This is a genomic window from Streptomyces sp. HUAS CB01 (genome assembly GCF_030406905.1).
Lineage (GTDB): Bacteria > Actinomycetota > Actinomycetes > Streptomycetales > Streptomycetaceae > Streptomyces > Streptomyces chengbuensis.
Window position 1 is genome coordinate 5200575 of the sequence record NZ_CP129137.1, and the last position, 21463, is coordinate 5222037.

Annotated in this window: 24 protein-coding genes; 10 read left to right on the top strand and 14 right to left on the bottom strand. The window is 71.2% G+C overall.

Features of this window, described 5'->3' with window-relative positions:
• Window positions 1–149: 149 nt before the first annotated feature.
• On the bottom strand, window positions 150–407 hold the full coding sequence (locus QRN89_RS23110) for a WhiB family transcriptional regulator (protein WP_003953983.1): 258 nt from the start codon (window positions 405–407) through the stop codon (window positions 150–152).
• Between the two features lie 316 nt (window positions 408–723).
• Window positions 724–1692: a diacylglycerol/lipid kinase family protein gene (locus tag QRN89_RS23115; RefSeq protein WP_290351300.1), complete on the bottom strand. Its 969-nt coding sequence runs from the start codon at window positions 1690–1692 to the stop codon at window positions 724–726.
• Window positions 1693–1796: 104 nt separating this feature from the next.
• Here QRN89_RS23115 and QRN89_RS23120 point away from each other — a divergent pair, with 104 nt between their 5' ends.
• On the top strand, window positions 1797–2231 hold the full coding sequence (locus QRN89_RS23120) for a hypothetical protein (protein WP_290351301.1): 435 nt from the start codon (window positions 1797–1799) through the stop codon (window positions 2229–2231).
• Between the two features lie 54 nt (window positions 2232–2285).
• Here QRN89_RS23120 and QRN89_RS23125 read toward each other — a convergent pair whose 3' ends face one another.
• From QRN89_RS23125 to QRN89_RS23135, 3 genes are all read right to left on the bottom strand, one after another.
• Window positions 2286–3305, bottom strand: a complete 1020-nt coding sequence (locus tag QRN89_RS23125) for an RNA polymerase sigma factor SigF (protein ID WP_390701378.1) — start codon at window positions 3303–3305, stop codon at window positions 2286–2288.
• Window positions 3302–3715 (bottom strand): ATP-binding protein, encoded by a 414-nt coding sequence (locus tag QRN89_RS23130; protein ID WP_018845530.1) that lies wholly within the window; start codon window positions 3713–3715, stop codon window positions 3302–3304. Before QRN89_RS23130 ends, QRN89_RS23125 begins: the two co-directional genes overlap by 4 nt.
• A 242-nt stretch (window positions 3716–3957) precedes the next feature.
• On the bottom strand, window positions 3958–4218 hold the full coding sequence (locus QRN89_RS23135; protein WP_290351302.1) for a UBP-type zinc finger domain-containing protein: 261 nt from the start codon (window positions 4216–4218) through the stop codon (window positions 3958–3960).
• A gap of 43 nt (window positions 4219–4261) precedes the next feature.
• Here QRN89_RS23135 and QRN89_RS23140 point away from each other — a divergent pair, with 43 nt between their 5' ends.
• On the top strand, window positions 4262–5860 hold the full coding sequence (locus QRN89_RS23140; protein WP_290351303.1) for a Na+/H+ antiporter: 1599 nt from the start codon (window positions 4262–4264) through the stop codon (window positions 5858–5860).
• Here QRN89_RS23140 and QRN89_RS23145 read toward each other — a convergent pair.
• Both QRN89_RS23145 and QRN89_RS23150 read right to left on the bottom strand, forming a co-directional pair.
• Entirely contained in the window at window positions 5839–6753 is a 915-nt protein-coding gene (locus QRN89_RS23145; protein WP_290351304.1) for a 1-aminocyclopropane-1-carboxylate deaminase/D-cysteine desulfhydrase, read from the bottom strand. The genes QRN89_RS23140 and QRN89_RS23145 overlap by 22 nt on opposite strands.
• A 134-nt stretch (window positions 6754–6887) precedes the next feature.
• The gene (locus QRN89_RS23150) at window positions 6888–7478 is read right to left on the bottom strand and encodes an N-acetylmuramoyl-L-alanine amidase (protein ID WP_290351305.1); all 591 of its coding nucleotides are present in this window, start codon (window positions 7476–7478) and stop codon (window positions 6888–6890) included.
• A gap of 237 nt (window positions 7479–7715) precedes the next feature.
• Here QRN89_RS23150 and QRN89_RS23155 point away from each other — a divergent pair, with 237 nt between their 5' ends.
• From QRN89_RS23155 to QRN89_RS23165, 3 genes are all read left to right on the top strand, one after another.
• Window positions 7716–9140 carry a family 2B encapsulin nanocompartment shell protein gene (locus tag QRN89_RS23155; protein ID WP_290351306.1) on the top strand — a complete coding sequence of 475 codons (1425 nt, stop codon included), beginning with the start codon at window positions 7716–7718 and terminating at the stop codon, window positions 9138–9140.
• A 91-nt stretch (window positions 9141–9231) separates the two neighbouring features.
• Entirely contained in the window at window positions 9232–10275 is a 1044-nt protein-coding gene (locus QRN89_RS23160) for a family 2 encapsulin nanocompartment cargo protein polyprenyl transferase (protein ID WP_290353828.1), read from the top strand.
• Window positions 10276–10359: 84 nt separating this feature from the next.
• Entirely contained in the window at window positions 10360–10989 is a 630-nt protein-coding gene (locus QRN89_RS23165; RefSeq protein WP_290351307.1) for a GNAT family N-acetyltransferase, read from the top strand.
• A gap of 377 nt (window positions 10990–11366) precedes the next feature.
• Here QRN89_RS23165 and QRN89_RS23170 read toward each other — a convergent pair whose 3' ends face one another.
• The gene (locus tag QRN89_RS23170) at window positions 11367–11942 is read right to left on the bottom strand and encodes a TetR/AcrR family transcriptional regulator (protein ID WP_290351308.1); all 576 of its coding nucleotides are present in this window, start codon (window positions 11940–11942) and stop codon (window positions 11367–11369) included.
• Between the two features lie 131 nt (window positions 11943–12073).
• Here QRN89_RS23170 and QRN89_RS23175 point away from each other — a divergent pair, with 131 nt between their 5' ends.
• Both QRN89_RS23175 and QRN89_RS23180 read left to right on the top strand, forming a co-directional pair.
• A complete protein-coding gene (locus QRN89_RS23175) occupies window positions 12074–12658 on the top strand; it encodes a dihydrofolate reductase family protein (RefSeq protein WP_290351309.1) in 585 nt (194 codons plus the stop codon).
• Window positions 12659–13059: 401 nt separating this feature from the next.
• The gene (locus QRN89_RS23180; protein ID WP_290351310.1) at window positions 13060–13506 is read left to right on the top strand and encodes a DUF6304 family protein; all 447 of its coding nucleotides are present in this window, start codon (window positions 13060–13062) and stop codon (window positions 13504–13506) included.
• 181 nt (window positions 13507–13687) lie between these two features.
• On the opposite strand, the gene snpA is transcribed toward QRN89_RS23180, so the two are convergent.
• On the bottom strand, window positions 13688–14371 hold the full coding sequence (gene snpA, locus QRN89_RS23185) for a snapalysin (RefSeq protein ID WP_290351311.1): 684 nt from the start codon (window positions 14369–14371) through the stop codon (window positions 13688–13690).
• Between the two features lie 192 nt (window positions 14372–14563).
• Here snpA and QRN89_RS23190 point away from each other — a divergent pair, with 192 nt between their 5' ends.
• The gene (locus QRN89_RS23190; protein ID WP_290351312.1) at window positions 14564–15529 is read left to right on the top strand and encodes a LysR family transcriptional regulator; all 966 of its coding nucleotides are present in this window, start codon (window positions 14564–14566) and stop codon (window positions 15527–15529) included.
• 376 nt (window positions 15530–15905) lie between these two features.
• Here QRN89_RS23190 and sodN read toward each other — a convergent pair whose 3' ends face one another.
• Window positions 15906–16301, bottom strand: coding sequence for a superoxide dismutase, Ni (gene sodN / locus QRN89_RS23195; RefSeq protein WP_093652587.1), 396 nt, complete (start codon window positions 16299–16301; stop codon window positions 15906–15908).
• Between the two features lie 150 nt (window positions 16302–16451).
• Here sodN and sodX point away from each other — a divergent pair, with 150 nt between their 5' ends.
• Window positions 16452–16871 (top strand): nickel-type superoxide dismutase maturation protease, encoded by a 420-nt coding sequence (sodX, locus tag QRN89_RS23200; protein WP_290351313.1) that lies wholly within the window; start codon window positions 16452–16454, stop codon window positions 16869–16871.
• On the opposite strand, the gene QRN89_RS23205 is transcribed toward sodX, so the two are convergent.
• The gene (locus QRN89_RS23205) at window positions 16775–17404 is read right to left on the bottom strand and encodes a CGNR zinc finger domain-containing protein (protein WP_290351314.1); all 630 of its coding nucleotides are present in this window, start codon (window positions 17402–17404) and stop codon (window positions 16775–16777) included. The genes sodX and QRN89_RS23205 overlap by 97 nt on opposite strands.
• Window positions 17405–17495: 91 nt before the next feature.
• On the opposite strand from QRN89_RS23205, the gene QRN89_RS23210 reads away from it, so the two are divergent.
• Window positions 17496–18263, top strand: coding sequence for a class I SAM-dependent methyltransferase (locus QRN89_RS23210; protein ID WP_290351315.1), 768 nt, complete (start codon window positions 17496–17498; stop codon window positions 18261–18263).
• 81 nt (window positions 18264–18344) lie between these two features.
• Here the strand turns inward: QRN89_RS23210 and QRN89_RS23215 are convergent, their stop codons facing one another.
• Genes QRN89_RS23215 through QRN89_RS23225 form a run of 3 tightly spaced genes read right to left on the bottom strand, consistent with a single transcriptional unit; the run spans window position 18345 to window position 21066 of the window.
• A complete protein-coding gene (locus QRN89_RS23215) occupies window positions 18345–19106 on the bottom strand; it encodes an amino acid ABC transporter ATP-binding protein (RefSeq protein WP_290351317.1) in 762 nt (253 codons plus the stop codon).
• Window positions 19103–20047, bottom strand: a complete 945-nt coding sequence (locus QRN89_RS23220; RefSeq protein WP_290351318.1) for an amino acid ABC transporter permease — start codon at window positions 20045–20047, stop codon at window positions 19103–19105. Before QRN89_RS23220 ends, QRN89_RS23215 begins: the two co-directional genes overlap by 4 nt.
• Window positions 20048–20094: 47 nt before the next feature.
• Window positions 20095–21066, bottom strand: coding sequence for an ABC transporter substrate-binding protein (locus tag QRN89_RS23225; RefSeq protein WP_290351320.1), 972 nt, complete (start codon window positions 21064–21066; stop codon window positions 20095–20097).
• Between the last annotated feature and the right edge of the window lie 397 nt (window positions 21067–21463).

The window sequence follows — 21463 nt, forward strand, 5'->3', positions numbered from 1 at the left end:
TTCGCCCGTGCACAGCAGCGAGCCCCGGACCGTTCGTGATGGTCCGGGGCTCGAGAGCTTCGGGATACTGCTGCGCGCTGCGGCTCGGGGGCGGTGAATGCGTACTCGCCGTACGCGCCGCCGGGCTCAGGCTGTTAGCAGGGGGCCGTTCAGGCGCTGGCGTTGCGCGCCCGGTTGCGGGCGGCGCGGCGCTTCATAGCGCGGCGCTCGTCCTCGCTGAGGCCACCCCAGACGCCGGAGTCCTGGCCGGACTCGAGCGCCCACTGCAGGCACTGCTCCATGACGGGGCAGCGACGGCAGACGGCCTTGGCTTCCTCGATCTGCAGCAGCGCAGGACCGGTGTTGCCGATGGGGAAGAACAGCTCGGGGTCTTCCTCGCGGCAAACGGCGTTGTGACGCCAGTCCATGGCTGCTACCTCTCTTGGTATTACGTGCAGGTTGCTTGTGAATGTGAACGCTTTCACGAATCCCCCCGCAAGTGAAGGGCCGACACCCAGGTGAACTGGTTGTGGTCCAGGTTGAGGAGGGGTTCTGGCTCTCCGTGGAGGCCGGTCCTGCGGGCCGTCCCGATCGCCATGTAGAGATTCGCAAACCTCGGCGGCGGATACAACCCCTTCCGGAAAGTTTTTTTTGATTCCTCGGTGTCGACTAGGTCACAGCCGTACTTCCATGGGGTGGACCCGCGCCTAAACGTTCGAGTGGAAGGACTTTTGCCCCTTCCGCTCACACAATCACACGCAGTGCACGGCGTACGCCTGTGAACGTCACGCTGCTGCGCAGTCCCAGGTGGTCGCCGTCCATCTGGAAAGGCAGTGCCACCTTCGAATGCAAGGTGAAGTCGGTGAGGTCGTGAAAAGAGCCCACGTGCTTTCCGCGCGGCCCCCGATCCGGGGTCGAGGTGAGCAGCTGGGTCGCGTAGCGGGCCAGGGCGGCGGTCGACAGCCGGCTCAGGCCGAGGACGTCCAGGGCGGTGTCGAAGGAGGCCGCCGGCGCCGCGTACACCGGACGATTCCCCAGGTAGGTCCAGGGGGAGGTGTTGCAGACGATGGCCAGCACCAGCTCGCGCACGGGGTCCGCCCCGGGGCGTTCCAGGGTGATCGCGCCGCTGCGGCGGTGCGGGTCGGCGAGGAACTGCCGTGCCGCCTGGCGTATGTAGAGGGAGTGCGTCGAGATCCTGCCGCGCTCGCGCTGCTGTTCGACCCGGCCGACGACGCCGGCGTCGAAGCCGAAACCGGCGCAGAACGTGAACCAGCGGGGCGGAACGCCCTCGTCCGGGGTGCCCGGCGTGCCGGCCGCTATGCCGAGACCGACCGTCCGGCCGCTGCCCGTCTCCAGGGCGTCCAGGATCGCGCCGGTGGCCTCCACGGCGTCGTTCGGCAGACCCAGGGCACGGGCGAAGACGTTCGTGGATCCGCCGGGCACGACGGCGAGGCGCGGCAGGCCGTCGGGATCCGGGCCGGCGTGCAGCAGCCCGTTCACGACCTCGTTGACCGTGCCGTCGCCGCCCAGCGCCACGACCAGGCCGATGTCGTCGGAGTCGGCGGCGCGGCGGCCCAGGTCGCGGGCATGGCCCCGGTACTCGGTCGTGACGGCCTCCAGCTTCATCTCGCTCGCGAGGGCGTGGATGAGGACGTCACGGGTGCGGGCACTGGTGGTGGTTGCTGCCGGATTGACCACGAGGAGTGCGCGCATGGCCGCCAGAGTACCTACCACGGGGTACACGTCCCAGTCCGGGGCGAGCGGCCCTCCCCGGACCGTCCCGCGGGGCGGCCCGGGTACGGGGCTACCCTGCAGGGGTGAGCAGTGCTGAGCAGACCCCTGAGACCCTCCCCGGCGCCCCCGCGAAGCGGCCGGGCCGGCTGACCGCGGCGGCGGGCCTGTGCGGGCTCGAGGCCCTGGCCCTGTTCGCCGGTGGCCTCTACATGCTGGTCTCGGGCCTGACCGGCGACCCCGAGAGCACGTCGCAGGCCGAGACCGGTGGCGTGACCCTGATCGCGCTCGGCGTCATCCCCCTGCTCGCGGCACGCGGGCTGCTGCTCCGGCGCAGCTGGAGCCGCGGCCCCGCACTCATCACACAGATCATGGCACTGCCGGTGGCCTGGACCCTGCTGCGCTCGTCGGGCGCGCTGATCCCCGCGGGCATCGTCCTCGCGGTCGTGGCCGTCACCTCGCTGGCCCTGCTCCTGAACCCGCGCACGACGGAGGCGCTGGGCATCCGCGGCCGCGCGTAGCCCCCGGCGGCCGGGGCGGGTGCGTGGTCGCCCGTCCGCAACCGCCGGAGGTCGTCACTCCTCGACGAGGAGCTTTTCGCGGAGCTGTGCGAGCGTGCGCGCCAGGAGGCGGGAGACGTGCATCTGGGAGATGCCGACCTCCTGGGCGATCTGCGACTGCGTCATGTTGCCGAAGAAGCGAAGGAGCAGAATCCGCTTCTCCCGGGGCGGCAGGTCCTCCAGCAGCGGCTTCAGCGACTCGCGGTACTCGACGCCCTCCAACGCCTCGTCCTCGGCGCCCAGGGTGTCCGCGACCGCCGGGGACTCGTCGTCGGTGTCGGGGACGTCCAGGGACAGTGTCGAGTACGCGTTGGCGGACTCCAGGCCCTCCAGGACCTCCTCCTCCGAGATGCCGAGGCGCTCGGCGAGCTCGTGGACCGTGGGGGAGCGGCCGTGCTGCTGGGACAGTTCCGCCGTCGCCGTGGTCAGCGCGAGCCGCAGTTCCTGCAGACGCCGCGGCACCCGCACCGCCCAGCCCTTGTCGCGGAAGTGCCGCTTGATCTCGCCCACGACCGTCGGCGTCGCGTACGTCGAGAACTCGACGCCCCGGTCGGGGTCGAACCGGTCCACGGACTTGATCAGCCCGATCGTCGCGACCTGGGTCAGGTCGTCGAGGGGCTCGCCGCGGTTGCGGAAGCGGCGGGCCAGGTGCTCCACCAGGGGCAGGTGCATCCGCACCAGCTGGTTGCGGAGCTCGGCGCGCTCGGGGGAGCCCTCCGGGAGTTTGCGCAGCGCGATGAACATCGACCGCGCCTCGCTCCGGTCGTTCGGAGCGTGGTGACCGTGTTCCTTGAGGTCGTGCTCGTGCTCGCTCATGGCCGCCCTCTGCCAGTGCTTCGCCTGGGAGGTACCCCCAGCCTGCTTCTGCTCCGCCGCGGCCGGGAGGCCGTCACGCTCGTCCACCGGGTGCGGCCTGGCCTGCTGCTCCGGGATGCCCGCCGGCGCGCCGCCCGGCTCCGCAGGAGCCGTGCGCCCGCTGTTCGGCGTTCCGGGAATCCGCTCCTCGTCGCGCACCGGACCGTCCCCGTCCCTCACGCCGGCCCGGGTCCCGCGCCGCGCTGTTTGTACAGGCTGATGGAGACCGTACGGTCGTCCGCCACGGAGGAGTCGACCTTGCCGGCCAGTGCCGAGAGCACCGTCCAGGCGAAGGTGTCGCGCTCCGGGGCCCGGCCGTCGGTCGTCGGGGCCGAGACCGTGACCTCCAGGGAATCGTCGACGAGCCGGAAGACGCAGCTGAGAACGGATCCGGGGACGGCCTGCTGCAGCAAGATCGCACAGGCCTCGTCGACCGCGATGCGCAGGTCCTCGATCTCGTCGAGGGTGAAGTCCAAGCGCGCCGCGAGGCCGGCCGTGGCCGTACGCAGCACGGACAGGTAGGCACCCGCAGCGGGCAGCCGGACTTCCACGAAGTCCTGAGTCCCGGGCTCGCCTGCGATCTGGGACACCCTCACCTCCAAGGTGGCACAAGGTCGATCGAGGCTCCGGGAGGGCGATCCCGGAGCCGAGTGCTACGCGTCGGTGCGCAGCCAGTACCTGGACTGGCGACGCTATCGCGATCCATGGTGCCGTGTCGCCGGGACCCCTACCCGGCTCTGTCACTCATGGTAAGCCCATGAGTACGCACAGTGGCTAGTGCTCTGCGGTCCTCAATTGCGAGAAATCGGCGGAGCTTTGACGTACCCGGACGTCAGACGATCGAACCGTCCGGAAAACACCATCGCCAGCTCTCTCCCTGCTCAAGGGTACGCATCACCGGATGTTCCTCCTGCTCGGCGTGCTGGGTCGCGTGCCGGCCGGGCGACGAGTCGCAGCACCCCACGTGTCCGCACGAGAGACAGATCCGCAGCTGCACCGGGTGCGTCCCCGCCGCCTGGCACTCGACGCAGGTGTCGCTCAGAGGCGCGGGTTCGGGGCGCGGCAGGTCGAGAACGTGCGGGCACTCGCTCATGATGGCCAGGTTACGACGTGGGTGAGCGTGTGAGGGGCGGATCATGGAGGCGTTGTCGGTGGTGGCGCTGGTCGCGGCGAGCGCCGCGATCGCGGGAATCGCCCGCAGGACGGTGGTGCCCGCCCCGCTGCTGCTCGTCGCGGTCGGGCTCGTGGCCTCGTACCTGCCCGGTGTCCCGGAGTACGCGCTGGACCCGCACATCGTGCTGCCGCTGATCCTGCCGCCACTGCTGCACATCGCGGCCCTCGACAGCTCGTACCTCGATCTGCGGGCCAACATCCGGCCGATCGCCCTGCTCTCCGTCGGCTACACCCTGTTCGCGACCGTCCTCGTCGGGTGGGTGGCGCACCTGGTGATCCCGGGCCTCCCGCTGACCGCGGCGCTCGTGCTCGGCGCGGTGGTCGCCCCGCCGGACGCGGTGGCGGCGACCGCGGTCGCCCGCAAGCTCCGTCTGCCGGGCCGGATCACGACGATCCTCCAGGGCGAGTCCCTGGTGAACGACGCCACCGCGATCACCGCCTACCGGGTGGCGCTGGCGGCCGCGGTCGGCGAGGGCATCACCTGGGGCGAGGGCGTCGGGATGTTCCTCGTCGCCGCGGCCGGCGGCATCGGCGTGGGCCTGGTGCTGATGGTGCCGATCCACTGGCTGCGGACCCATCTCAGGGAACCCCTGCTGCAGAACACCCTGTCCCTGCTGATCCCCTTCGTCGCCTACTCCGCGGCCGAGCACGTCCACGCCTCCGGAGTGCTGGCCGTGGTCGTCGTCGCCCTCTTCCTCGGGCACCGCTCCTGGCAGGTCGACTTCGCCACCCGGCTCCAGGAGGAGGCGGTCTGGCGGATGGTCGCCTTCATCCTGGAGTCGGCCGTCTTCGCGCTGATCGGACTGCAACTGGCGCACGTGGTGCGCAAGCTCGGCTCCTTCTCGGTCGGGGAGGCCGCCTGGTACGCCGTCGTCATCTTCGTCGTCGTGGTCGTGTCCCGCTTCGTGTGGGTCTTCCCCGGGACCTTCCTGCCGCGCATGATGTCGAAGCGCATCAGGGAGCGCGAGCCCGGCGTGGACTGGCGCACCCCGGTGATCGTCGGCTGGGCCGGGATGCGGGGCGTCGTCTCGCTGGCGATCGCCTTCTCCATCCCGATCCTCATGGCGGACGGGGAACCCTTCCCGGCGCGCAACCTGATCCTGTTCCTCACCTTCACCACGGTGATCGGCACCCTGGTCGTGCAGGGGCTCACCCTGCCGGCCCTCATCCGCGTGCTGAAGCTCCCGGAGCGCGACCCGCGGAGCGTCACCCTGGCCGAGGCGCAGGCCCAGAGCGAGGCGTCCGCCGCCGCGGAGCAGCGCCTCGAGGAACTCCTCGCCGACCCGCGCAACGCCCTTCCCGGCCCGCTGCTCGACCGGCTGCGCACCGTCCTCGAACGCCGCAGGAACTCGCCCTGGGAGCGGCTCGGGGCGGTCAACCCCGTCACGGGCGAGTCCGCGGACGACACCTACCGCCGCCTCACCCGCGAAGTGATCCAGGCCGAACGCGAGGTGTTCGTGCGCCTGCGCGACGAACGCCGGATCGACGACGAGATGATGCGGGCGCTGCTGCGGCGGCTGGACCTCGAGGAGGCGGCCGCCTACCGCGAGGCCGCGGACTGAGGCCGGCCGGTGATCACCGCCGCGACGGTGGTCCCGGGCGGGAAGGCGCCCTCGCCGGCGAGGACGACAAGTCCGTAGAGCATTTTGGCGACATAGAGACGTTCCACGGGCAGTCCGTGACGTGCTTCGAAATCCTGCGCGAACGCGTCGAGGTCGGGCGGGACCCGGGCGTACCCGCCGAAGTGGAACCTCTCGTCCAGCGACCAGTCGCCCGCCGGTCCGCCGAACGCCTCCTGCTGGAGGGCGGCCGTCCGCTCGCCGAGGCAGGCCCCCTTGAGCACGGGGATGCCCAGCGCCCGCGCTCCGTCCCCGAGTCCGGCGGCGAGTCCCGCGAGCGTCCCGCCGGTCCCGCACGCCACGGCCGCCACGTCGGTCTCGCCGCGCAGCTCGCGGCCGAGCTCCGTACAGCCCCGCGCTGCAAGGGCGTTGCTGCCGCCCTCCGGCACGACCCAGCACCCCTCGGGCTCCCCGATGCGCTCCAGGAGCTCGGCCAGCACCTCCGGTTCGGACGTGCGGCGGTACGTGGCGCGGTCCACGAAGTGCAGCCGCATCCCGTCGGCGGCGCAGGCGGCCAGTGACGCGTTGAGGGGCTTCCCGGCGAGCTCGTCGCCCCGGACGACGCCCACGGTGGGGAAGCCGAGCAGCCGCCCGGCGGCGGCCGTGGCGCGCAGATGGTTGGAGTACGCGCCGCCGAAGGTGAGCACGGTGCGGCCCGCCGCCGCGCGGAGGTTCGGCGCCAGCTTGCGCCACTTGTTGCCGGGCAGGTCGGGGTGGATGAGGTCGTCCCGCTTGAGCAGCAGCCGCACCCCGTGCCGTGCGAAGCGCTCGTCGGCCACCGGCACCAGGGGCGACGGGAGCCGGGGTCGCAGGACGGCGGGGTCGAACGCGTTCACCCCGCCATTGTCGCCGCCCCGGTCGGGCGCCCTCACGGGGGCGTCCCGCGGGCCGGACGGGCACGTCCACCCCGCCGTTCCCGCCGCCCCGGCAGAGCGCGCTCACCGGGGCGGTCGCGCACGGCCGGGCCCGCTCACGCGAGCCGTTCGGTGATCCGGGCACGCATGGCGTGCATGGTGAAGCCCCGAGGGTCGATCTTCCCCGGCTGCCACTCCAGGTGCCCGATGACCGACCGGGCGTTCCAGCCGTGGCGTCGGCAGACGGCGGCGGCCGCCTTCTCGATGGCCTCCAGCTGGACCTCCGGCCACGGATCCCTGCCGTCGCCGAGGTTCTCGCACTCGAATCCGTAGAAGTGCCGGTTCCCGTCGGTGTTCGCCTCGTCGTCGGGAGGCAGTGCCCGCTCGGCGATGACGGCGCGCAGGACGTCGTCGTCGCCGAGCCCGGCGTGGTTGGCTCTGCCGTAGCCGACCAGATGGACCTTGCCGTCCTTCGCGATGACGCCGTGGCACAGCGGGCCGGGCAGGCCCTCGTAGCCGTCGCGGCAGATGCGTACGGTGTCCGCGGTGCCCCTGGTGGCGGTGTGATGGATCATCACCCCGTGCACGGGGCCCCAGGGGCCTTTGTGGTTGCGGTTGTGGGTGCGCCAGTCGCCGACCTGGACGACCGTCAGCCCCTCGTCGCGCAGGGCGTCGAGGAAACTGTCCGCGGACATGGGTGGGGCCATGGCCGACTCCTTCACGGCTGGAAGTGTTCGTACGGGGCTTCTACCCCAACCCCCTTGACCAGGCGATCCGTTCGCACGGTGTGCGAGCCGATCCGGCCAGGGCGCCGAGCGGACGGACAGCGCACGCGATGCCCCGCACATCCCGCTCTAGTCCCACTCATTTGTGTAATGGCGCGCCTACTCACCGTGCTGGAAGGCTCTTCGTCGCAGGTCAACCCATGATTGCGAAGGAGTCCCATGTCGGTTGGTTCGGTTGGTGACGGGGTGCGTGAGGGCGGCCAGGACGCGGCACTGCCACAGCAGAGTCTCGGTACGGCGGCCGCGCGGAACCTGGCGACCACCACCAAGTCGGCGCCCCAGATGCAGGAGATCACCTCCCGGTGGCTGCTGCGGATGCTGCCCTGGGTGCAGGTGCAGGGCGGCGCGTACCGGGTGAACCGTCGGCTGAGCTACTCGGTGGGCGACGGGCGCGTCACCTTCGTCCAGACGGGCAGTCAGGTCGAGGTGATCCCGGCCGAACTCGGCGAGCTTCCGCCCCTGCGCGGTTACGGCGACGAGGCCGTGCTGCGCGAACTGGCCCAGCGCTGCCGCCAGGTGCGGTTCGCGCCGGGCGACGTGCTGGCGGCGAAGGGCGACGCGGCGGACCGGGTGTTCCTCCTCGCGCACGGCCGGGTGGAGCAGATCGGTTCCGGCCCCTACGGCGACGAGGCCGTGCTCGGCGTCCTCGCCGACGGCTCCTACTTCGGCGAGAGGTCGCTGGTCGACGGCGACGCCGTATGGGAGTTCACGGCCCGGGCCGACACCGCGTGCGTCGCGCTGGAGCTCACCCGGCAGGACGTGCTGACCCTCGCGGACCGCGCCGAGTCCCTCGGCAGCCACCTCCTGTCCGTGGTGTCGATCCCCCACCAGCGGACCAACAAGTACGGGGAGGCCGCCATCGACCTCTCCGCCGGCCATGTCGGCGAGGCCGTGGTCCCGCACACCTACGTCGACTACGAGGCCGCCCCGCGCGAGTACGAACTGAGCGTCGCCCAGACCGTGCTGAAGGTCCACAGCCGGGTCGCGGACCTCTACAACCAGCCGATGAACCAGACCGAGCAGCAGTTGCGGCTGACGGTCGAGGCGCTGCGCGAGCGCCAGGAGGACGAGCTCGTCAACAACAAGGAGTTCGGGCTCCTGGCCAACTGCGACTACGGCCAGCGGCTGCAGCCGCACGACGGCGTGCCCGGCCCGGACGACATGGACGAGCTGCTGTCCCGGCGGCGCGGCTCCAAGCTCTTCCTCGCCCATCCGCGGGCCATCGCGGCCTTCGGCAGGGAGTGCAGCCGGCGGGGCATCTACCCGGACACCGTCGACATCGGGGGGAGCCGCATCCCCGCCTGGCGCGGAGTGCCGATCTTCCCGTGCAACAAGATCCCGATCTCGGACGCCCGTACCACCTCGATCATCTGCATGCGTACGGGTGAGGAGGACCAGGGCGTGGTCGGCCTGCACCAGACCGGCATCCCCGACGAGATCGAGCCCAGCCTCTCCGTCCGCTTCATGGGCATCGACGAGCAGGCGATCATCTCGTACCTCGTCACGGCCTACTACTCGGCCGCCGTCCTGGTGCCGGACGCCCTCGGCGTACTGGAGAACGTCGAGGTGAGCCGCTGGCGCTGACCCCGGCGCCGCTCGTCCGGCACCGAACCGGCGGGGGCGGCCCGGCGCCGCCCCCGCCCTAACCCCTTCAGCAGAGGACGTGACCGTGACCATGACCAGTCCGGACGCCGCCGCCACCGATGCCCCCGAGGCGGCGCGGCTCCTGGAACGCACCCGCAGCGCCGTCGACCCCCGGCTGCGGGACACCGTCGAGTCCCTCCCCGGCTCCATGCGCCGCGTCGCGATGTACCACTTCGGCTGGGAGCACGCCGACGGTACGCCCGCCGCCGGCTCGGCCGGCAAGGCGATCCGGCCGGCCCTGGTGCTCGCGGCCGCCAGGGCGCTCGACGGGGACCCGCAGCAGGCGGTGCGCGCGGCCGCCGCCGTGGAGCTCGCCCACAACTTCACCCTGCTCCACGACGACGTCATCGACGAGGACCCCACCCGCCGGCACCGGCCCACCGCGTGGACCGTGTTCGGCACCCCGGACGCGATCGTCGCGGGCGACGCCATGCTGGCCCTGGCGCTCCGGCTGCTCGCCGAGGACCGGCACCCGGCCGCGCCGGCGGCCTCGGCACGGCTCGCGGCCTGTGTGATCGAGCTCTGCGCCGGCCAGCAGGCGGACTGCGCGTTCGAACAGCGGGGGCCGCGGGAGGTCTCGCTGGACGAGTGCCTGGCCATGGCCACGGCCAAGACCGGGGCGCTGCTGGGCTGTGCCTGCGCCCTCGGCGCGCTGTACGCGGGGGCGGGGGAGGAGGAGATCGCCGCGATGGACGCCTTCGGCCGGGAGGCGGGGCTGGCCTTCCAGCTGATCGACGACCTCATCGGCATCTGGGGCGACCCGGACCGCACGGGCAAACCGGCGGGTGCCGACCTGGCCGCGCACAAGAAGTCGCTTCCGGTGGTGGCGGCCCTGAGCTCGGGCACCGCGGCGGGGTCGGAGCTCGCCGAGCTGTACGCGGGGCCGATGGACGCCGGGGCGGTCGCCCGGGCCGCGGACGCGGTGGAGCGGGCCGGCGGCCGGGACTGGGCCCAGCTGCAGGCCGCGGACCGCATGGCCAGGGCCGTGCAGCAGCTGTCCCGGGCCGTTCCGGACCTCACGGCGGCGGGGGACCTGCTGTCGCTGGCGGAGTTCGTCACCCGCCGCAGCCGCTGAGCCCGGGCGGGGCCGGTGCGCGGACCGGGCCGCAACTCTAGGATCACAGCCGCCAGTTGACGATCTCGGAGAGGCGGCCCGGACATGGGCGTACGGATACGGCAGGCGGGGGAGCGGGACCGTGAGGCGGTCGTGCGACTGCTCGACGAGGCATTCATGCACGACCCGGTCAGCAGCTGGGTCTTCCCCGACGAGGCCCACCGCCGCCGGGTGCACGGGGTCTTCCTCGGGGTCTTCCTCGACGCCGCGCTGTCCGAGGGGCGGGTCGACATGACCGAGGACGGGACCGCCGCGGCGCTCTGGCTCCAGGTGCCCGCGGAGGCGCCCGGGGAGGAGGACGACACCCCGGCCCGGATGCGGGAGATCGCCGATCCCGACAACGAGCGCGCCGAACTCGTCGGTCGGCTGACCGGTGCGGTGCATCCGCAGGGCAGGGCGCACGAGTACCTGCTGCTGATCGCCGTCTCGCCGGAACGGCAGGGCGAGGGGCTCGGCACCGCGCTGCTCGCGCCGGCTCTGGAGCGGTGCGACCGGGAGGGGGTCCCCGCCTATCTGGAGGCCAGCAGCGCCCGTAGCTGCCGCCTCTACGAGCGGCTGGGCTTCTCGTTCACGGACCGTACCGTCCAGCTGCCCGACGGCCCGCTGATGTGGCCCATGTGGCGGGAGCCCGTCGCACCGGGGACCGTGAGCGAGGGGCTGACGCCCACTCCCTGAGCCGCCGTGCGGGGCGCCGGCCCCGGACATGCTCGGACGCGCACGGCCCGGCGGGAGCGGCGGCCGGGGTCCGGCGCATGGCGGGGTGCGGGCGGGGTCTCGGCCTCCGCGGGCCGGTATCCGGGCCGGGCCGGCTTCCGGGTGGGGTCTCGGCCTCGGGCGGGGCCGGTATCCGGTGTCTGCTTCCGGGTGGGGCCTGCTTCGGGCAGGCGGGAGCGGCGGGCCGGGTCCGGCGCATGGCGGGAGCGCGGCGGCGCCGGCCCCGCCCGTGGGCCCCCGTAACCGCTCCCCGCCATGCGGGAGCAGATCGCGGCGGTGCCTGCTTCCGGGCCGTGCCGCCCGCCGGGCCGTGGCCGACCCGCGCTCGGCGGGGCACGTCATTCCACGGGGACGATCCGGGTGACGACGGTCTCCACCAGCTCGTCCACGTCCCTGTCGGAGAGCACGTCGGGCAGGGTGAAGTGCTCGAGCAGCAGCCCTGTCATGGCCAGGTAGAGAGCGAGGAAGGTGTCGGCGTCGCCCGGCAGGCCGGAGTCGAGGTGGTGGCGCAGATTGGCCTCCAGTTCGGCTCCGACCGCACGGTTCAGCTCCGCCTGGAGCGCCGGGCGGCGGGTCGCTTCCAGTCGCAGTTCCAGCATCGCGAGGTAGCCCGTCCGCTCCTCGGTCATGCGCCGCACCAGCCACTGCATCAGCCGCACGTACAGCTCACGCGTCGGCGCGGGCCGCATCGCCTCGTCGACGTCGGTCTGCGCGGGTGTCATCCGCACATGGATCCGCGCGCCCGCCTGGGTGAACAGGTCGTCCCGGCTGGTGAAGTAGTTCGACGCCGTCCCGGGCGGCACCCCGGCCTCGCTGTCGACCGCGCGGAAGGTGAGGCCCCGTGCCCCCTCGCGCGCGAGGACCTCGATCGCGGCGTCCACGAGTGCGGTCCTGCGTCCCGGGTTACTGGCCATGCCTTCCTCTTCTCCTCAATGCGCCCTCCGGAAAAGGCACTTGCGCAACCACTACGCCTGGAGCACTATAGCCGGAGTGGTTCGGTTGCAACGGGCCGGGCCCGCGTCCCCGACTGAAAAAGAGGACCGGTTTGCGCAAGCTCACGTACTTCATCGCCTGCTCCATCGACGGCTTCATCGGAGACCCGGACGGCGACGCCTCGTCCATGTTCGGTTTCGTGGAGAACGACTACCTGGAGTTCCTCAAGTCCGAGTATCCCGAGACCATCGCGGTCCTGGGGCGCGAGGCGCTGGGCCTCCAGGACTCGCCGAGCAGGCACTTCGACACCCTGATCCAGGGCCGCGCCAGCTACCAGCTGGCGCTGGACGCCGGCATCACCAGCCCGTACGGGCACCTGCGCGAGTACGTCGCGTCCCGCACGCTGGAGAAGTCCCCGGACGCCGGCGTGGAGATCATCGCCGACGACCTGGTCGGGAGGGTGCGCGCCCTCAAGGCCGAGGACCGCGAACTCGACATCTACCTGTGCGGCGGCTCACGGATCGCCGGTGAACTGCTCGACGAGATCGACGAACTGGTGATCAAGACCTATCCGCAGGTCTACGGGAGCGGTATGCCCATGTTCGGTGCCGGGTTCGCCGTCACCGACTTCACCCTGGACTGGGTTCGTACCTTCGCCAACGGGGTGGTCGTACGGAAGTACAGCAGGAAGCGGTGACCCGCAGGCAGGCAGGCCCGACGGGCGCCGCGCGAGCGCTGTTCGTCCTGGGCATGCCGACCTATCCTGGACCCATGGGCAGCGAAGGACGTCGGACCGTCCGCCGCCCGCAGGACGACTACACGTGTCCGGCCTGCGGACAGCCTGTCGGTTCCGCCATCAGACGACGCAAGGTGCTCGGAGTGTTCGTCCCCGAGTGGGGTCCCGGCCCCTGTCACAACGCCGCGTGCGCGCGCAGTACCGGGGAAGCCCCCGGGGCGGGCCGCCGAGGGAGGGCGGACGACGCGAAGGGGACGAACGAGGAGCCGGCCGCGGGCCCGACCGCCTGAGCCCGGGCGCTGAACCGTTCGAGAGCCGACCGGCTGTACAGCGCGGCCGGTCGTACCGCTACAGTCCGCGCCATGTCATCGGAGTCGACGGACGTGTGGACCGGCTGGTACCGGGACCGCCGGGGTGCGGAGGCGATCGCCCTGACGATCGCCGCGAGCGGGCGCCAAGTGAGCACCCGCATCAGGGGAGTTGGGTACGAAGGGGCGAGCTTCGCCGCCCTCCGCGCGGAGGGGTCGGGCGACCGCCTCTCCGGCTGCGTACTGGAATGGGACATGCCGCTGCCCGTCACCCTGGACGGAACGGCGGAGCAGGCCACACTCAGCTGCCTGCTGACCCTGGGTGAAGCCGGGCCCGAGGGCTTGCCCGGCCGCGCGGATCTGAACCTCACCCTGCATCTCGGCGGGGCGGCGTACGAGTCCGGAGTGGCCGGCGGCGACTTCGACGAGGCGCTCGGGCGGATCAGGCAACAGTTGCCGGGAGGCGCGGAGCTGGGGCGGAAGCTGCTGGAAAGCGCCTGAGTCACCCGGCGGGCGGGACGGGGCGGGGTGCCGGAACCGCCTCACCGCCCCGTCGCTCACCCGCTCCGGACCACCCGCCGCCGGACCGGGAACGACGGAACCGTGCGTCCGCGAGGCGCCGGCGACGGGAACGCCCCGTGCCGGCCGGGAAGCCGGGCACGGGGCGCCGTGGGCGCGTGGGTCAGGAGACCCTGGCGAGGGCGGCCGCGAGGCCGTTCGCCCAGAGCTGGTTCACCCTCGCCCGCTCGGCCGCGTTGGGGTACGCGTTCTGGCAGGAGGTGCCGGGACCGCCGCCCGACATCAGCTCGCTGCACGGGCCGGAGTAGTGGTCGGGGAGCCCGAGGACGTGACCGGTCTCGTGGGAGGTGACCCGGGTGGAGTTGTACTGCTGGTTCTGCCGGTAGTCGAGGAAGATGTAGCCGCGGCCGTGCCCGTCGGTGCTGGCGTACGATCCGCGCGGGTCGTTGCCCTCGTAGTACCGGAAATCCGGGTTGGAGCCCTCCTGCAGCCGCACGTTGGACACGGAGCTGTTCCATATCTGCGTGCTGCCGGCTATCTGGGAGCGGAAGCTCGGCGCGCTGCTCGCGCTGTAGACGACGGTGACGGCCTGGGCGCCCGGGTTCTGTGCCCGCTTCTCGGCGACCGACTTCATCACCGCGTCGAAGAACGCCCTGGTGGCTCGGGCGTCCTCCGCGGAACCGTCGTACGCGGCGGCAGACGCTGCCCGGCCGGTGGGGACGGCGGGGCTCGCGGCGTCGGGCGCCGGGGCGGCGGTGGCGGGTACGGCGGAGGCCAGGGCGGCGGCGAGGCCCAGACCGAGTGCGGCGGAGAGTAACGCCCTGGGGCGTCGCTCGGTGTGTCTCATGGGGGGTTCTCCTCATCCGAGTGGGGATCGGTGAGGAGAGTGTCGGGGAGCCGGCCCGTCGGCGGATGATGCCAACTGGCGATAACGCCAAGGCATCACGCGCGTGACCAGGTCCAACTACCTTGTTAATCAAGGAAATTGGTGCGACACGGGTGTCTGGTGTGACGAGGGGTGCCGTCCTACTCTCGCAGTATGGAGCTGGAGGTGAGGCATCTGCGTGTGCTGTGCGCGATCGCCGACGCGGGCAGTCTGCACAAGGCCGCCCGTCGGCTGGGCATGAGCCAGCCCTCCCTGACGACGCAGCTGCGCCGGATCGAGAACGCCCTCGGCGGCGAGCTCTTCCTCCGGGAACGCACGGGCTGCCGGCCCACCCCGCTGGGCCGGGCCGTCCTCAGCCGGGCCCGTCCGCTGATCGCCGGGATGTCGGCGCTCGTGACGGAGACCCGGGCCGCCGTGGCGCGGGCGGGCGACCGCCGGCTCCGCATCGGCTCCACGGCCAGCCGCGCCCTCGCGGGCTGGCTGCGACGGCTCAGACAACGGCTGCCCGACGGCACGGACCTCTCCCTGCACATGAACGTGTCCGCCAACACGCTGCTGCGCATGGTCGACGCGGGACACCTGGACGTGGCGTTCGTCCACGAGGTCGAGGGCTGCCCGCTGCTGGTGCCGGAAGGGCTGGAACGGCGGGTCCTCGTCGAGCGCGAGCCGCAGTTCGTCTCCATGGCCCGCGACCACCCGGCCGCCGCCGCCCCGGTGGTCGACCTCACCGACCTCGCCGAGGACCGCTGGATGGTGGACCCCACGGTCGACGGGGAGTGGGACGGACTGCGCCGGGTCCTCACCGCGGCGGGGATCGACCCGCCGGTGCTGCACGCCGACTACCACACCGCCACGTCACTCATCGTGGTCGGCGAGGCGGTCGCCCCCTGCCAGCCCACCTCCGGCCCGCGCGAGGACATGGCGATACGCCCGCTGCGCGACGACCCGCTCGCGGTACGGCTGTTGCTCTACCGGCGACCCGGCCCCGGCGCGGAGACCTTCGCCCTCGCCTACGCCGAACTCCTCGCCGCCTACCGGGAGGCGGCCCTCCGCGCCGCCCCGTACCGACAGTGGCTGCTGCGCAACAAGAGCCCGCTGCTGCACACACCGGCGGCCTGAGCGCCGTCCGACGGCGGCCGCACCTCGCAGACGACGCGCCCGTGGCTCACCCCGGAAGCCGGGCGTGCTCCCGCGCGGGAGCGCCTGCCGGGTCCTCGGTGGGGTCTTGTGAGGACGACAGAGGGCGGCACTCCGCGGATTCGACCGGGGCCGGCCCCGTACGCGGACGGCCGACGGCACTGCCGCGCGGCCGGACCCCACGGAGGCGGACCGTCCGCCGGGCTCGGAGCACGACGCGGCCGTGCCGCCGTCGCCACGGCACACTCCGGGCGGACCGCCGCCCCTCACGAAGACCGCACCCGGCCCTGCACCACCGGCGCTGTGCGCGGGAGGTGCGGACCGGGTGCGGGTGCGTCTGCGGGGAGAAAGCCCGGCTTCAGGCCTTCTTCGTCTCCCAGAAGATGCGGTCGATCTCGGCGATGAGCTCCAGGGCCTTCTCGCCCGTCTTCGGGTCGGTCGAGGCCTTGGCCGCGGAGAGCGCCTTCAGGGTCTCGTTGACCAGCTGGTGCAGCTCCGGGTACTTCTCGAAGTGCGGGGGCTTGAAGTAGTCGCTCCAGAGCACCGACACGTGGTGCTTGGCGAGCTCCGCGCGCTGCTCCTTGATCACCGTGGCACGGGCCTGGAAGTGGGGGTCGTCGTTCGCGGCCATCTTCTCCTGCACGGCCTTGACCGACTCGGCCTCGATACGGGCCTGGGCCGGGTCGTAGACGCCGCAGGGCAGGTCGCAGTGCGCGCTGACCTTCACCTTGGGGGCAAACAGGCGGGAGAGCATTGAGCTGTCCTTCCTCGTGATCGTCTTCTCAGGTGGGACATTACTCCGTGAGTGGCGCGTTTTCGCGAGTGCCCCCTGCGGCTTAGGCCAAAAGTCCAGGGTGACCATGGGACGTGTGGCGGAACATACCGAGGGACCCGGAGGTGGCCGATGACGGAGCAGGGGCGGGAGCCGAGTGCGCCCTTCGGGGTCGCGGAGGTGACCGGGCCCTCCATGCACCCCACGCTGGCGCACGGGGACCGGCTGCTGGTGCAGTACGGAGTCGCCGTGCGGGCCGGGGACGTGGCCGTGCTGCGGCATCCGCTGCAGCAGGACCTGCTGATCGTGAAGCGGGTGGCCGAACGGCGCGAGGACGGCTGGTGGGTGCTGGGCGACAACCCTTACGCGGAGGGCGACAGCCGGGTGTTCGGCACGGTGCCCGAGGACCTGCTGCTGGGCCGGGTCCGGGCGCGGTACCGCCCGCGCCCGCAGGGTCAGAGGTCGGCGCTCGGGCTGCTGGCCTGGGCGTTCTCCGCCGTGCGGCCGGTGCTCTCCGACCGCTCGGTCTCCAGGCGCTTGCGGGCCCGGTAGGCGGCGACGTTGGCGCGGGTGGCGCAGCGGTCCGAGCAGTAGCGGCGCGAGCGGTTGGTGGACGTGTCCAGGTAGGCGTTGCGGCAGGGCGCGGCCTGGCAGAGGCCGAGCCGGTCGACGCCGTACTCGGTGAGGTGGAAGGCGAGTCCCATCGCGGCGATCGCGGCGTAGCCGGAGGTCGCGTTGGACGGGTGGTCGGCGAGGTGCATGTGCCAGCGCGGCCGGCCCTCCTCGTCGAGGAAGTCGTGGCCGGAGATCTGCGGGCTGACCGGGAACTCCAGGAGCAGCGAGTTGAGCAGGTCGACGGCCTGGGTCTGGTCTCCCGCGTCCGCGGCGGTGAAGACCGCGCGGAGCCTGGCCCGCACCGACCGGAACCGGGTGACGTCCGCGTCGGTGGCCCGGCGCGCCATCTGGGAGGAAGCGCCGAAGAGCTCGCGGACGGTCTCAACCGACGTGAGCGTGTCCTTGCTGCGGGCCGGCTCCTCGGTGTTGACCAGACGCACGGCGTAGTCCGAGTAAGAGGCCAGTTCCACTTGTAGTCCTTACGGATGAGGTCTAGTGTCGGCGATGGATGAGGTAAGTGATGCTCTATGTTCGAGGGTATTACGGACTGGAGGAGTGCGGATGACCGAGAGCGCGGCCGTCACCGGAACCGACTGGCGGGCCTGGCAGGAGAGCTGGGACCGCCAGCAGGAGTGGTACATGCCCGACCGCGAGGAGCGGTTCCGGGTGATGCTGGACATGGTCGAGGCCTTCGCCGGCCCCGAGCCGAAGGTCCTGGACCTCGCCTGCGGTACGGGAAGTATCACGGACAGACTGCTCAAGCGGTTCCCGAAAGCGGAGAGTGTCGGCGTCGACCTCGACCCCGCGCTGCTGACCATCGCGGAGGGGCACTTCGCGGGCGACCGGCGCGTCACCTTCGTCACCGCCGACCTCAAGGACCCGGACTGGACCGCGGCCCTCCCGCACACCTCGTACGACGCCGTACTGACCGCCACAGCGCTGCACTGGCTGCACGCCGAACCCCTCGCCGCCCTCTACGGGCAGCTCGCCGGGCTGGTCGTGGACGGCGGCGTCTTCATGAACGCCGACCACATGAAGGACGACACCACCCCGCGCATCAACGCGGCCGAGCGCGCCCACCGGCACGCCGCCATGGAGCGGGCCAGGGCCGCCGGGGCGCTCGACTGGGCCGACTGGTGGGCCCTGGCCGCCGGGGACCCCGTCCTGGCCGCCCCCACCGCACGTCGCTTCGAGATCTACGGCGAGCACGCGGACGGCGACACCCCGTCCGCCCAGTGGCACGCCGACACCCTGCGGGCCGCAGGCTTCGCCGAGGCCCGGCCGGTGTGGGCGTCCCCCTCGGACGCGCTGGTGCTCGCACTGAAGTGACCCGTCCCGGACGGGCGAACGCCGGAGGCGGCAGGGCATGCCCTGCCGCCTCCGGCGTTCGGTACGACGGTCCACCGAGCGTTACAGCACCTTGGAGAGGAAGGCCTTGGTCCGGTCGTGCTGGGGGTTGGTGAGGACGTCGCGGGGGTTGCCGGATTCGACGACGACGCCGCCGTCCATGAAGACGAGGTTGTCGCCGACTTCGCGGGCGAAGCCCATTTCGTGGGTGACGACGACCATGGTCATGCCGTCCTCGGCGAGGCCGCGCATGACGTCGAGGACGTCGCCGACGAGTTCGGGGTCGAGGGCGCTGGTGGGCTCGTCGAAGAGCATCAGCTTGGGTTCCATCGCCAGGGCGCGGGCGATGGCGACGCGCTGCTGCTGGCCGCCGGAGAGCTGGGAGGGGTAGTTCCCGGCCTTGTCGCCGAGGCCGACGCGGTCGAGGAGCTTCAGGGCCCGTTCCCGGGCGACGGCCTTGGCCTCGCCCTTGACCTGGACGGGGGCTTCCATGACGTTCTCGACGGCGGTCATGTGGGGGAACAGGTTGAAGCGCTGGAACACCATGCCGATGTCACGGCGCTGGAGGGCCACCTCGCTGTCCTTGAGCTCGTAGAGCTTGTCGCCCTTCTGGCGGTAGCCGACGAGTTCGCCGTCGACCCAGAGCCGGCCCGCGTTGATCTTCTCCAGGTGGTTGATGCACCGCAGGAAGGTGGACTTGCCGGAGCCGGAGGGGCCGATGAGGCAGAACACCTCGCGGGGGGCGACTTCGAGGTCGATGCCCTTGAGGACTTCGATGTGGCCGTAGGACTTGTGGACGCCTTCGGCCTTGACCATGGCGGTCATGCCGCGACTCCCTTCGGGCGGCGCACCGTGAGGAGGGTGGCCTTGATCTTCTGGAGGGGGGTGGGCGGGAGGCTGCGGCTGGAGCCCCGGGCGTAGTAGCGCTCGAGGTAGTACTGGCCGACGCTGAGGACGGAGGTCATGATCAGGTACCAGGCGGCGGCGAGGAAGAGCATTTCGACGGGGGCGCCGGAGGTCTGGCCGATGTCCTGGGCCTGGCGGAGGAGTTCGTAGTACTGGACCGCGGCCACCAGGGACGTGGTCTTGAGCATGTTGATGACCTCGTTGCCCGTGGGGGGCACGATGACGCGCATGGCCTGGGGGATGACGATGCGGCGCAGGGTCTTGCCGTGGCTCATGCCGAGGGCGTGGGAGGCCTCGGTCTGTCCTTCGTCGACGGCGAGGAGGCCGGCGCGGCAGATCTCGGCCATGTAGGCGGCTTCGTTGAGGCCCAGTCCCAGGAGTGCGGTGAGGAACGGGGTCATGAAGTCGGACCATTCGTCCTTGTAGAACGGTCCGAGGTTGATGAACTCGAAGACGAGGCCGAGGTTGAACCAGACGAAGAGCTGGACCAGGACCGGGGTGCCGCGGAAGAACCAGATGTAGAACCAGGCGATGGAGGAGGTCACCGGGTTCTTCGACAGGCGCATGACCGCGAGGAGGATGCCGCCGATGATGCCGATGGCCATCGACAGGACGGTCAGGGTCAGGGTCTGGCCGACGCCGTCGAGGATGCGCTGGTCGAAGAAGTAGTCGGGGACCGCTCCCCAGTTGATCTTGCCCTGGGAGAAGGCGTAGACGATCGCGACGAACAGCGCGATCGCCACGACGGCGGAGACGTACCGGCCGTAGTGCCGCACCGGAATGGCCTTGATGGCCTCCGGTCCGGCCTTGGGCGTGGGCGGCGTGTCCTCCGGACCCGTCTTATCGATGTCGACAGTCACGTGGAGCCTTTCAGTGCTTCAGTGCCGAGGTCAGATCCCGACCGGGATCAGGAACCGCCGTTGATCTTGGCCTCGGTCACCGCGCCGGCCTGGACGCCCCACTTGGCGATGATCTTCTGGTACTCGCCGTTCTTGATGATGGCGTCCAGCGCGGCCTGGAGCGCGTCACGCAGCTCCGTGTTGCTCTTGGCCACCGCGATGCCGTACGGGGCCGCCTCGACCTGCTCGCCCACGATCTGGAAGTCCTTGCCGCCGCCGGAGGTCTTCACGGCGTAGGCGGCGACCGGGAAGTCCGAGGAGCCGGCGTCCGCGCCACCGGCCCGCAGGCGGGTCTGGGCCTGCTGGTCGTTGTCGAAGGCCTCGATCGTGATCTTGCCCTTCTTGGCCTTGACGCACTTGTTGTTCTCGGCCTTGGCGAGGTCCTCGGAGACCGTGCCGCGCTGCACGACGATCTTCTTGCCGCACAGGTCCGACCAGGACTTGATGCCCTTGTCGTCGCCCTTCTTGGTGTAGATCGAGACACCGGCGGTGAAGTAGTCGACGAAGTCGACGCCCTCGCCGACCTTCTTGCCGGTCTCGGAGTCCACGCCCTCCTGGCGGTCCTTGGTGTCCGTCATCGCCGACATGGCCATGTCGTAGCGCTTGGAGCGCAGACCCGTGATCAGCGTGTCGAACGTGCCGTTCTCGAACTCGAACTTCACGCCCAGCTGCTTGCCCAGGGCGTCCGCGATGTCGGGGTCGATGCCGACGACCTTGCCGGAACCGTCCTTGAACTCCACCGGCGGGTAGGCGATGTCCGAGCCGACCTTGACGACGCCCTTGTCCCGGATCGACTGCGGCAGCTTGTCCGCCAGCGGCGCCGCGGAGGTCGCCGCGCCGTCCTTCTCCTTGGTGCCCGAGCCGGAGTTCGTCTGGTCACCGCAGGAGGTGAGCAGCAGGGCACCGGCGACCGCGATCGCGCTGACCGCGGCGATTCGGGACGTGGCGGCGGTCGAGCGGCGGGTGGTGCTTGCGGTCATGATCGTGGTCCTCCGGCAGGTGTGGGTTTGCCAGGCGTCGCGCACTCATCTTCGAGTGTCGACCTTGTGTGTTTCCGGCATCTTGCCATTCGGACTAGCCCATTCAGTGGGCTACGCATGTCAAAATCGGATAACGGGTGACCCCCGAAGCGCTACGGGCCGGTACATCAGGGCCGTACCAGCCGCATCATCTGCGGCCTTTTCTTCTTCCGACCGGAAGATCTTCGGACCGTCTCGGGATGCGGACGGCATTCATCGTGCTTTTCGCCAAGTGTTCCTGTCTTGTCAGCATATGTCGCTATGAGTCAGGTCACTGGGAGATCATGGACGGGCCAATGGGCTCGTCTCCGGTGCCGTCCGTCCGGTAAGAAGGATCCTTACACCCCTCATCCGGGGC

Excerpts from the sequence above, each read along its gene's own strand:
- QRN89_RS23160 (WP_290353828.1), top strand. The coding sequence starts at position 9,232 with ATGACCAGTCCGGACGCCGCCGCCACCGATGCCCCCGAGGCGGCGCGG.
- QRN89_RS23150 (WP_290351305.1), bottom strand. The coding sequence starts at position 7,478 with ATGGCCCCACCCATGTCCGCGGACAGTTTCCTCGACGCCCTGCGCGAC.
- QRN89_RS23135 (WP_290351302.1), bottom strand. The coding sequence starts at position 4,218 with ATGAGCGAGTGCCCGCACGTTCTCGACCTGCCGCGCCCCGAACCCGCG.
- QRN89_RS23110 (WP_003953983.1), bottom strand. The coding sequence starts at position 407 with ATGGACTGGCGTCACAACGCCGTTTGCCGCGAGGAAGACCCCGAGCTG.
- QRN89_RS23140 (WP_290351303.1), top strand. The coding sequence starts at position 4,262 with ATGGAGGCGTTGTCGGTGGTGGCGCTGGTCGCGGCGAGCGCCGCGATC.
- QRN89_RS23215 (WP_290351317.1), bottom strand. The coding sequence starts at position 19,106 with ATGACCGCCATGGTCAAGGCCGAAGGCGTCCACAAGTCCTACGGCCAC.
- QRN89_RS23170 (WP_290351308.1), bottom strand. The coding sequence starts at position 11,942 with ATGGCCAGTAACCCGGGACGCAGGACCGCACTCGTGGACGCCGCGATC.
- snpA (WP_290351311.1), bottom strand. The coding sequence starts at position 14,371 with ATGAGACACACCGAGCGACGCCCCAGGGCGTTACTCTCCGCCGCACTC.
- QRN89_RS23225 (WP_290351320.1), bottom strand. The coding sequence starts at position 21,066 with ATGACCGCAAGCACCACCCGCCGCTCGACCGCCGCCACGTCCCGAATC.
- sodN (WP_093652587.1), bottom strand. The coding sequence starts at position 16,301 with ATGCTCTCCCGCCTGTTTGCCCCCAAGGTGAAGGTCAGCGCGCACTGC.
- QRN89_RS23180 (WP_290351310.1), top strand. The coding sequence starts at position 13,060 with ATGTCATCGGAGTCGACGGACGTGTGGACCGGCTGGTACCGGGACCGC.
- QRN89_RS23115 (WP_290351300.1), bottom strand. The coding sequence starts at position 1,692 with ATGCGCGCACTCCTCGTGGTCAATCCGGCAGCAACCACCACCAGTGCC.
- QRN89_RS23210 (WP_290351315.1), top strand. The coding sequence starts at position 17,496 with ATGACCGAGAGCGCGGCCGTCACCGGAACCGACTGGCGGGCCTGGCAG.
- QRN89_RS23165 (WP_290351307.1), top strand. The coding sequence starts at position 10,360 with ATGGGCGTACGGATACGGCAGGCGGGGGAGCGGGACCGTGAGGCGGTC.
- sodX (WP_290351313.1), top strand. The coding sequence starts at position 16,452 with ATGACGGAGCAGGGGCGGGAGCCGAGTGCGCCCTTCGGGGTCGCGGAG.
- QRN89_RS23155 (WP_290351306.1), top strand. The coding sequence starts at position 7,716 with ATGTCGGTTGGTTCGGTTGGTGACGGGGTGCGTGAGGGCGGCCAGGAC.
- QRN89_RS23190 (WP_290351312.1), top strand. The coding sequence starts at position 14,564 with ATGGAGCTGGAGGTGAGGCATCTGCGTGTGCTGTGCGCGATCGCCGAC.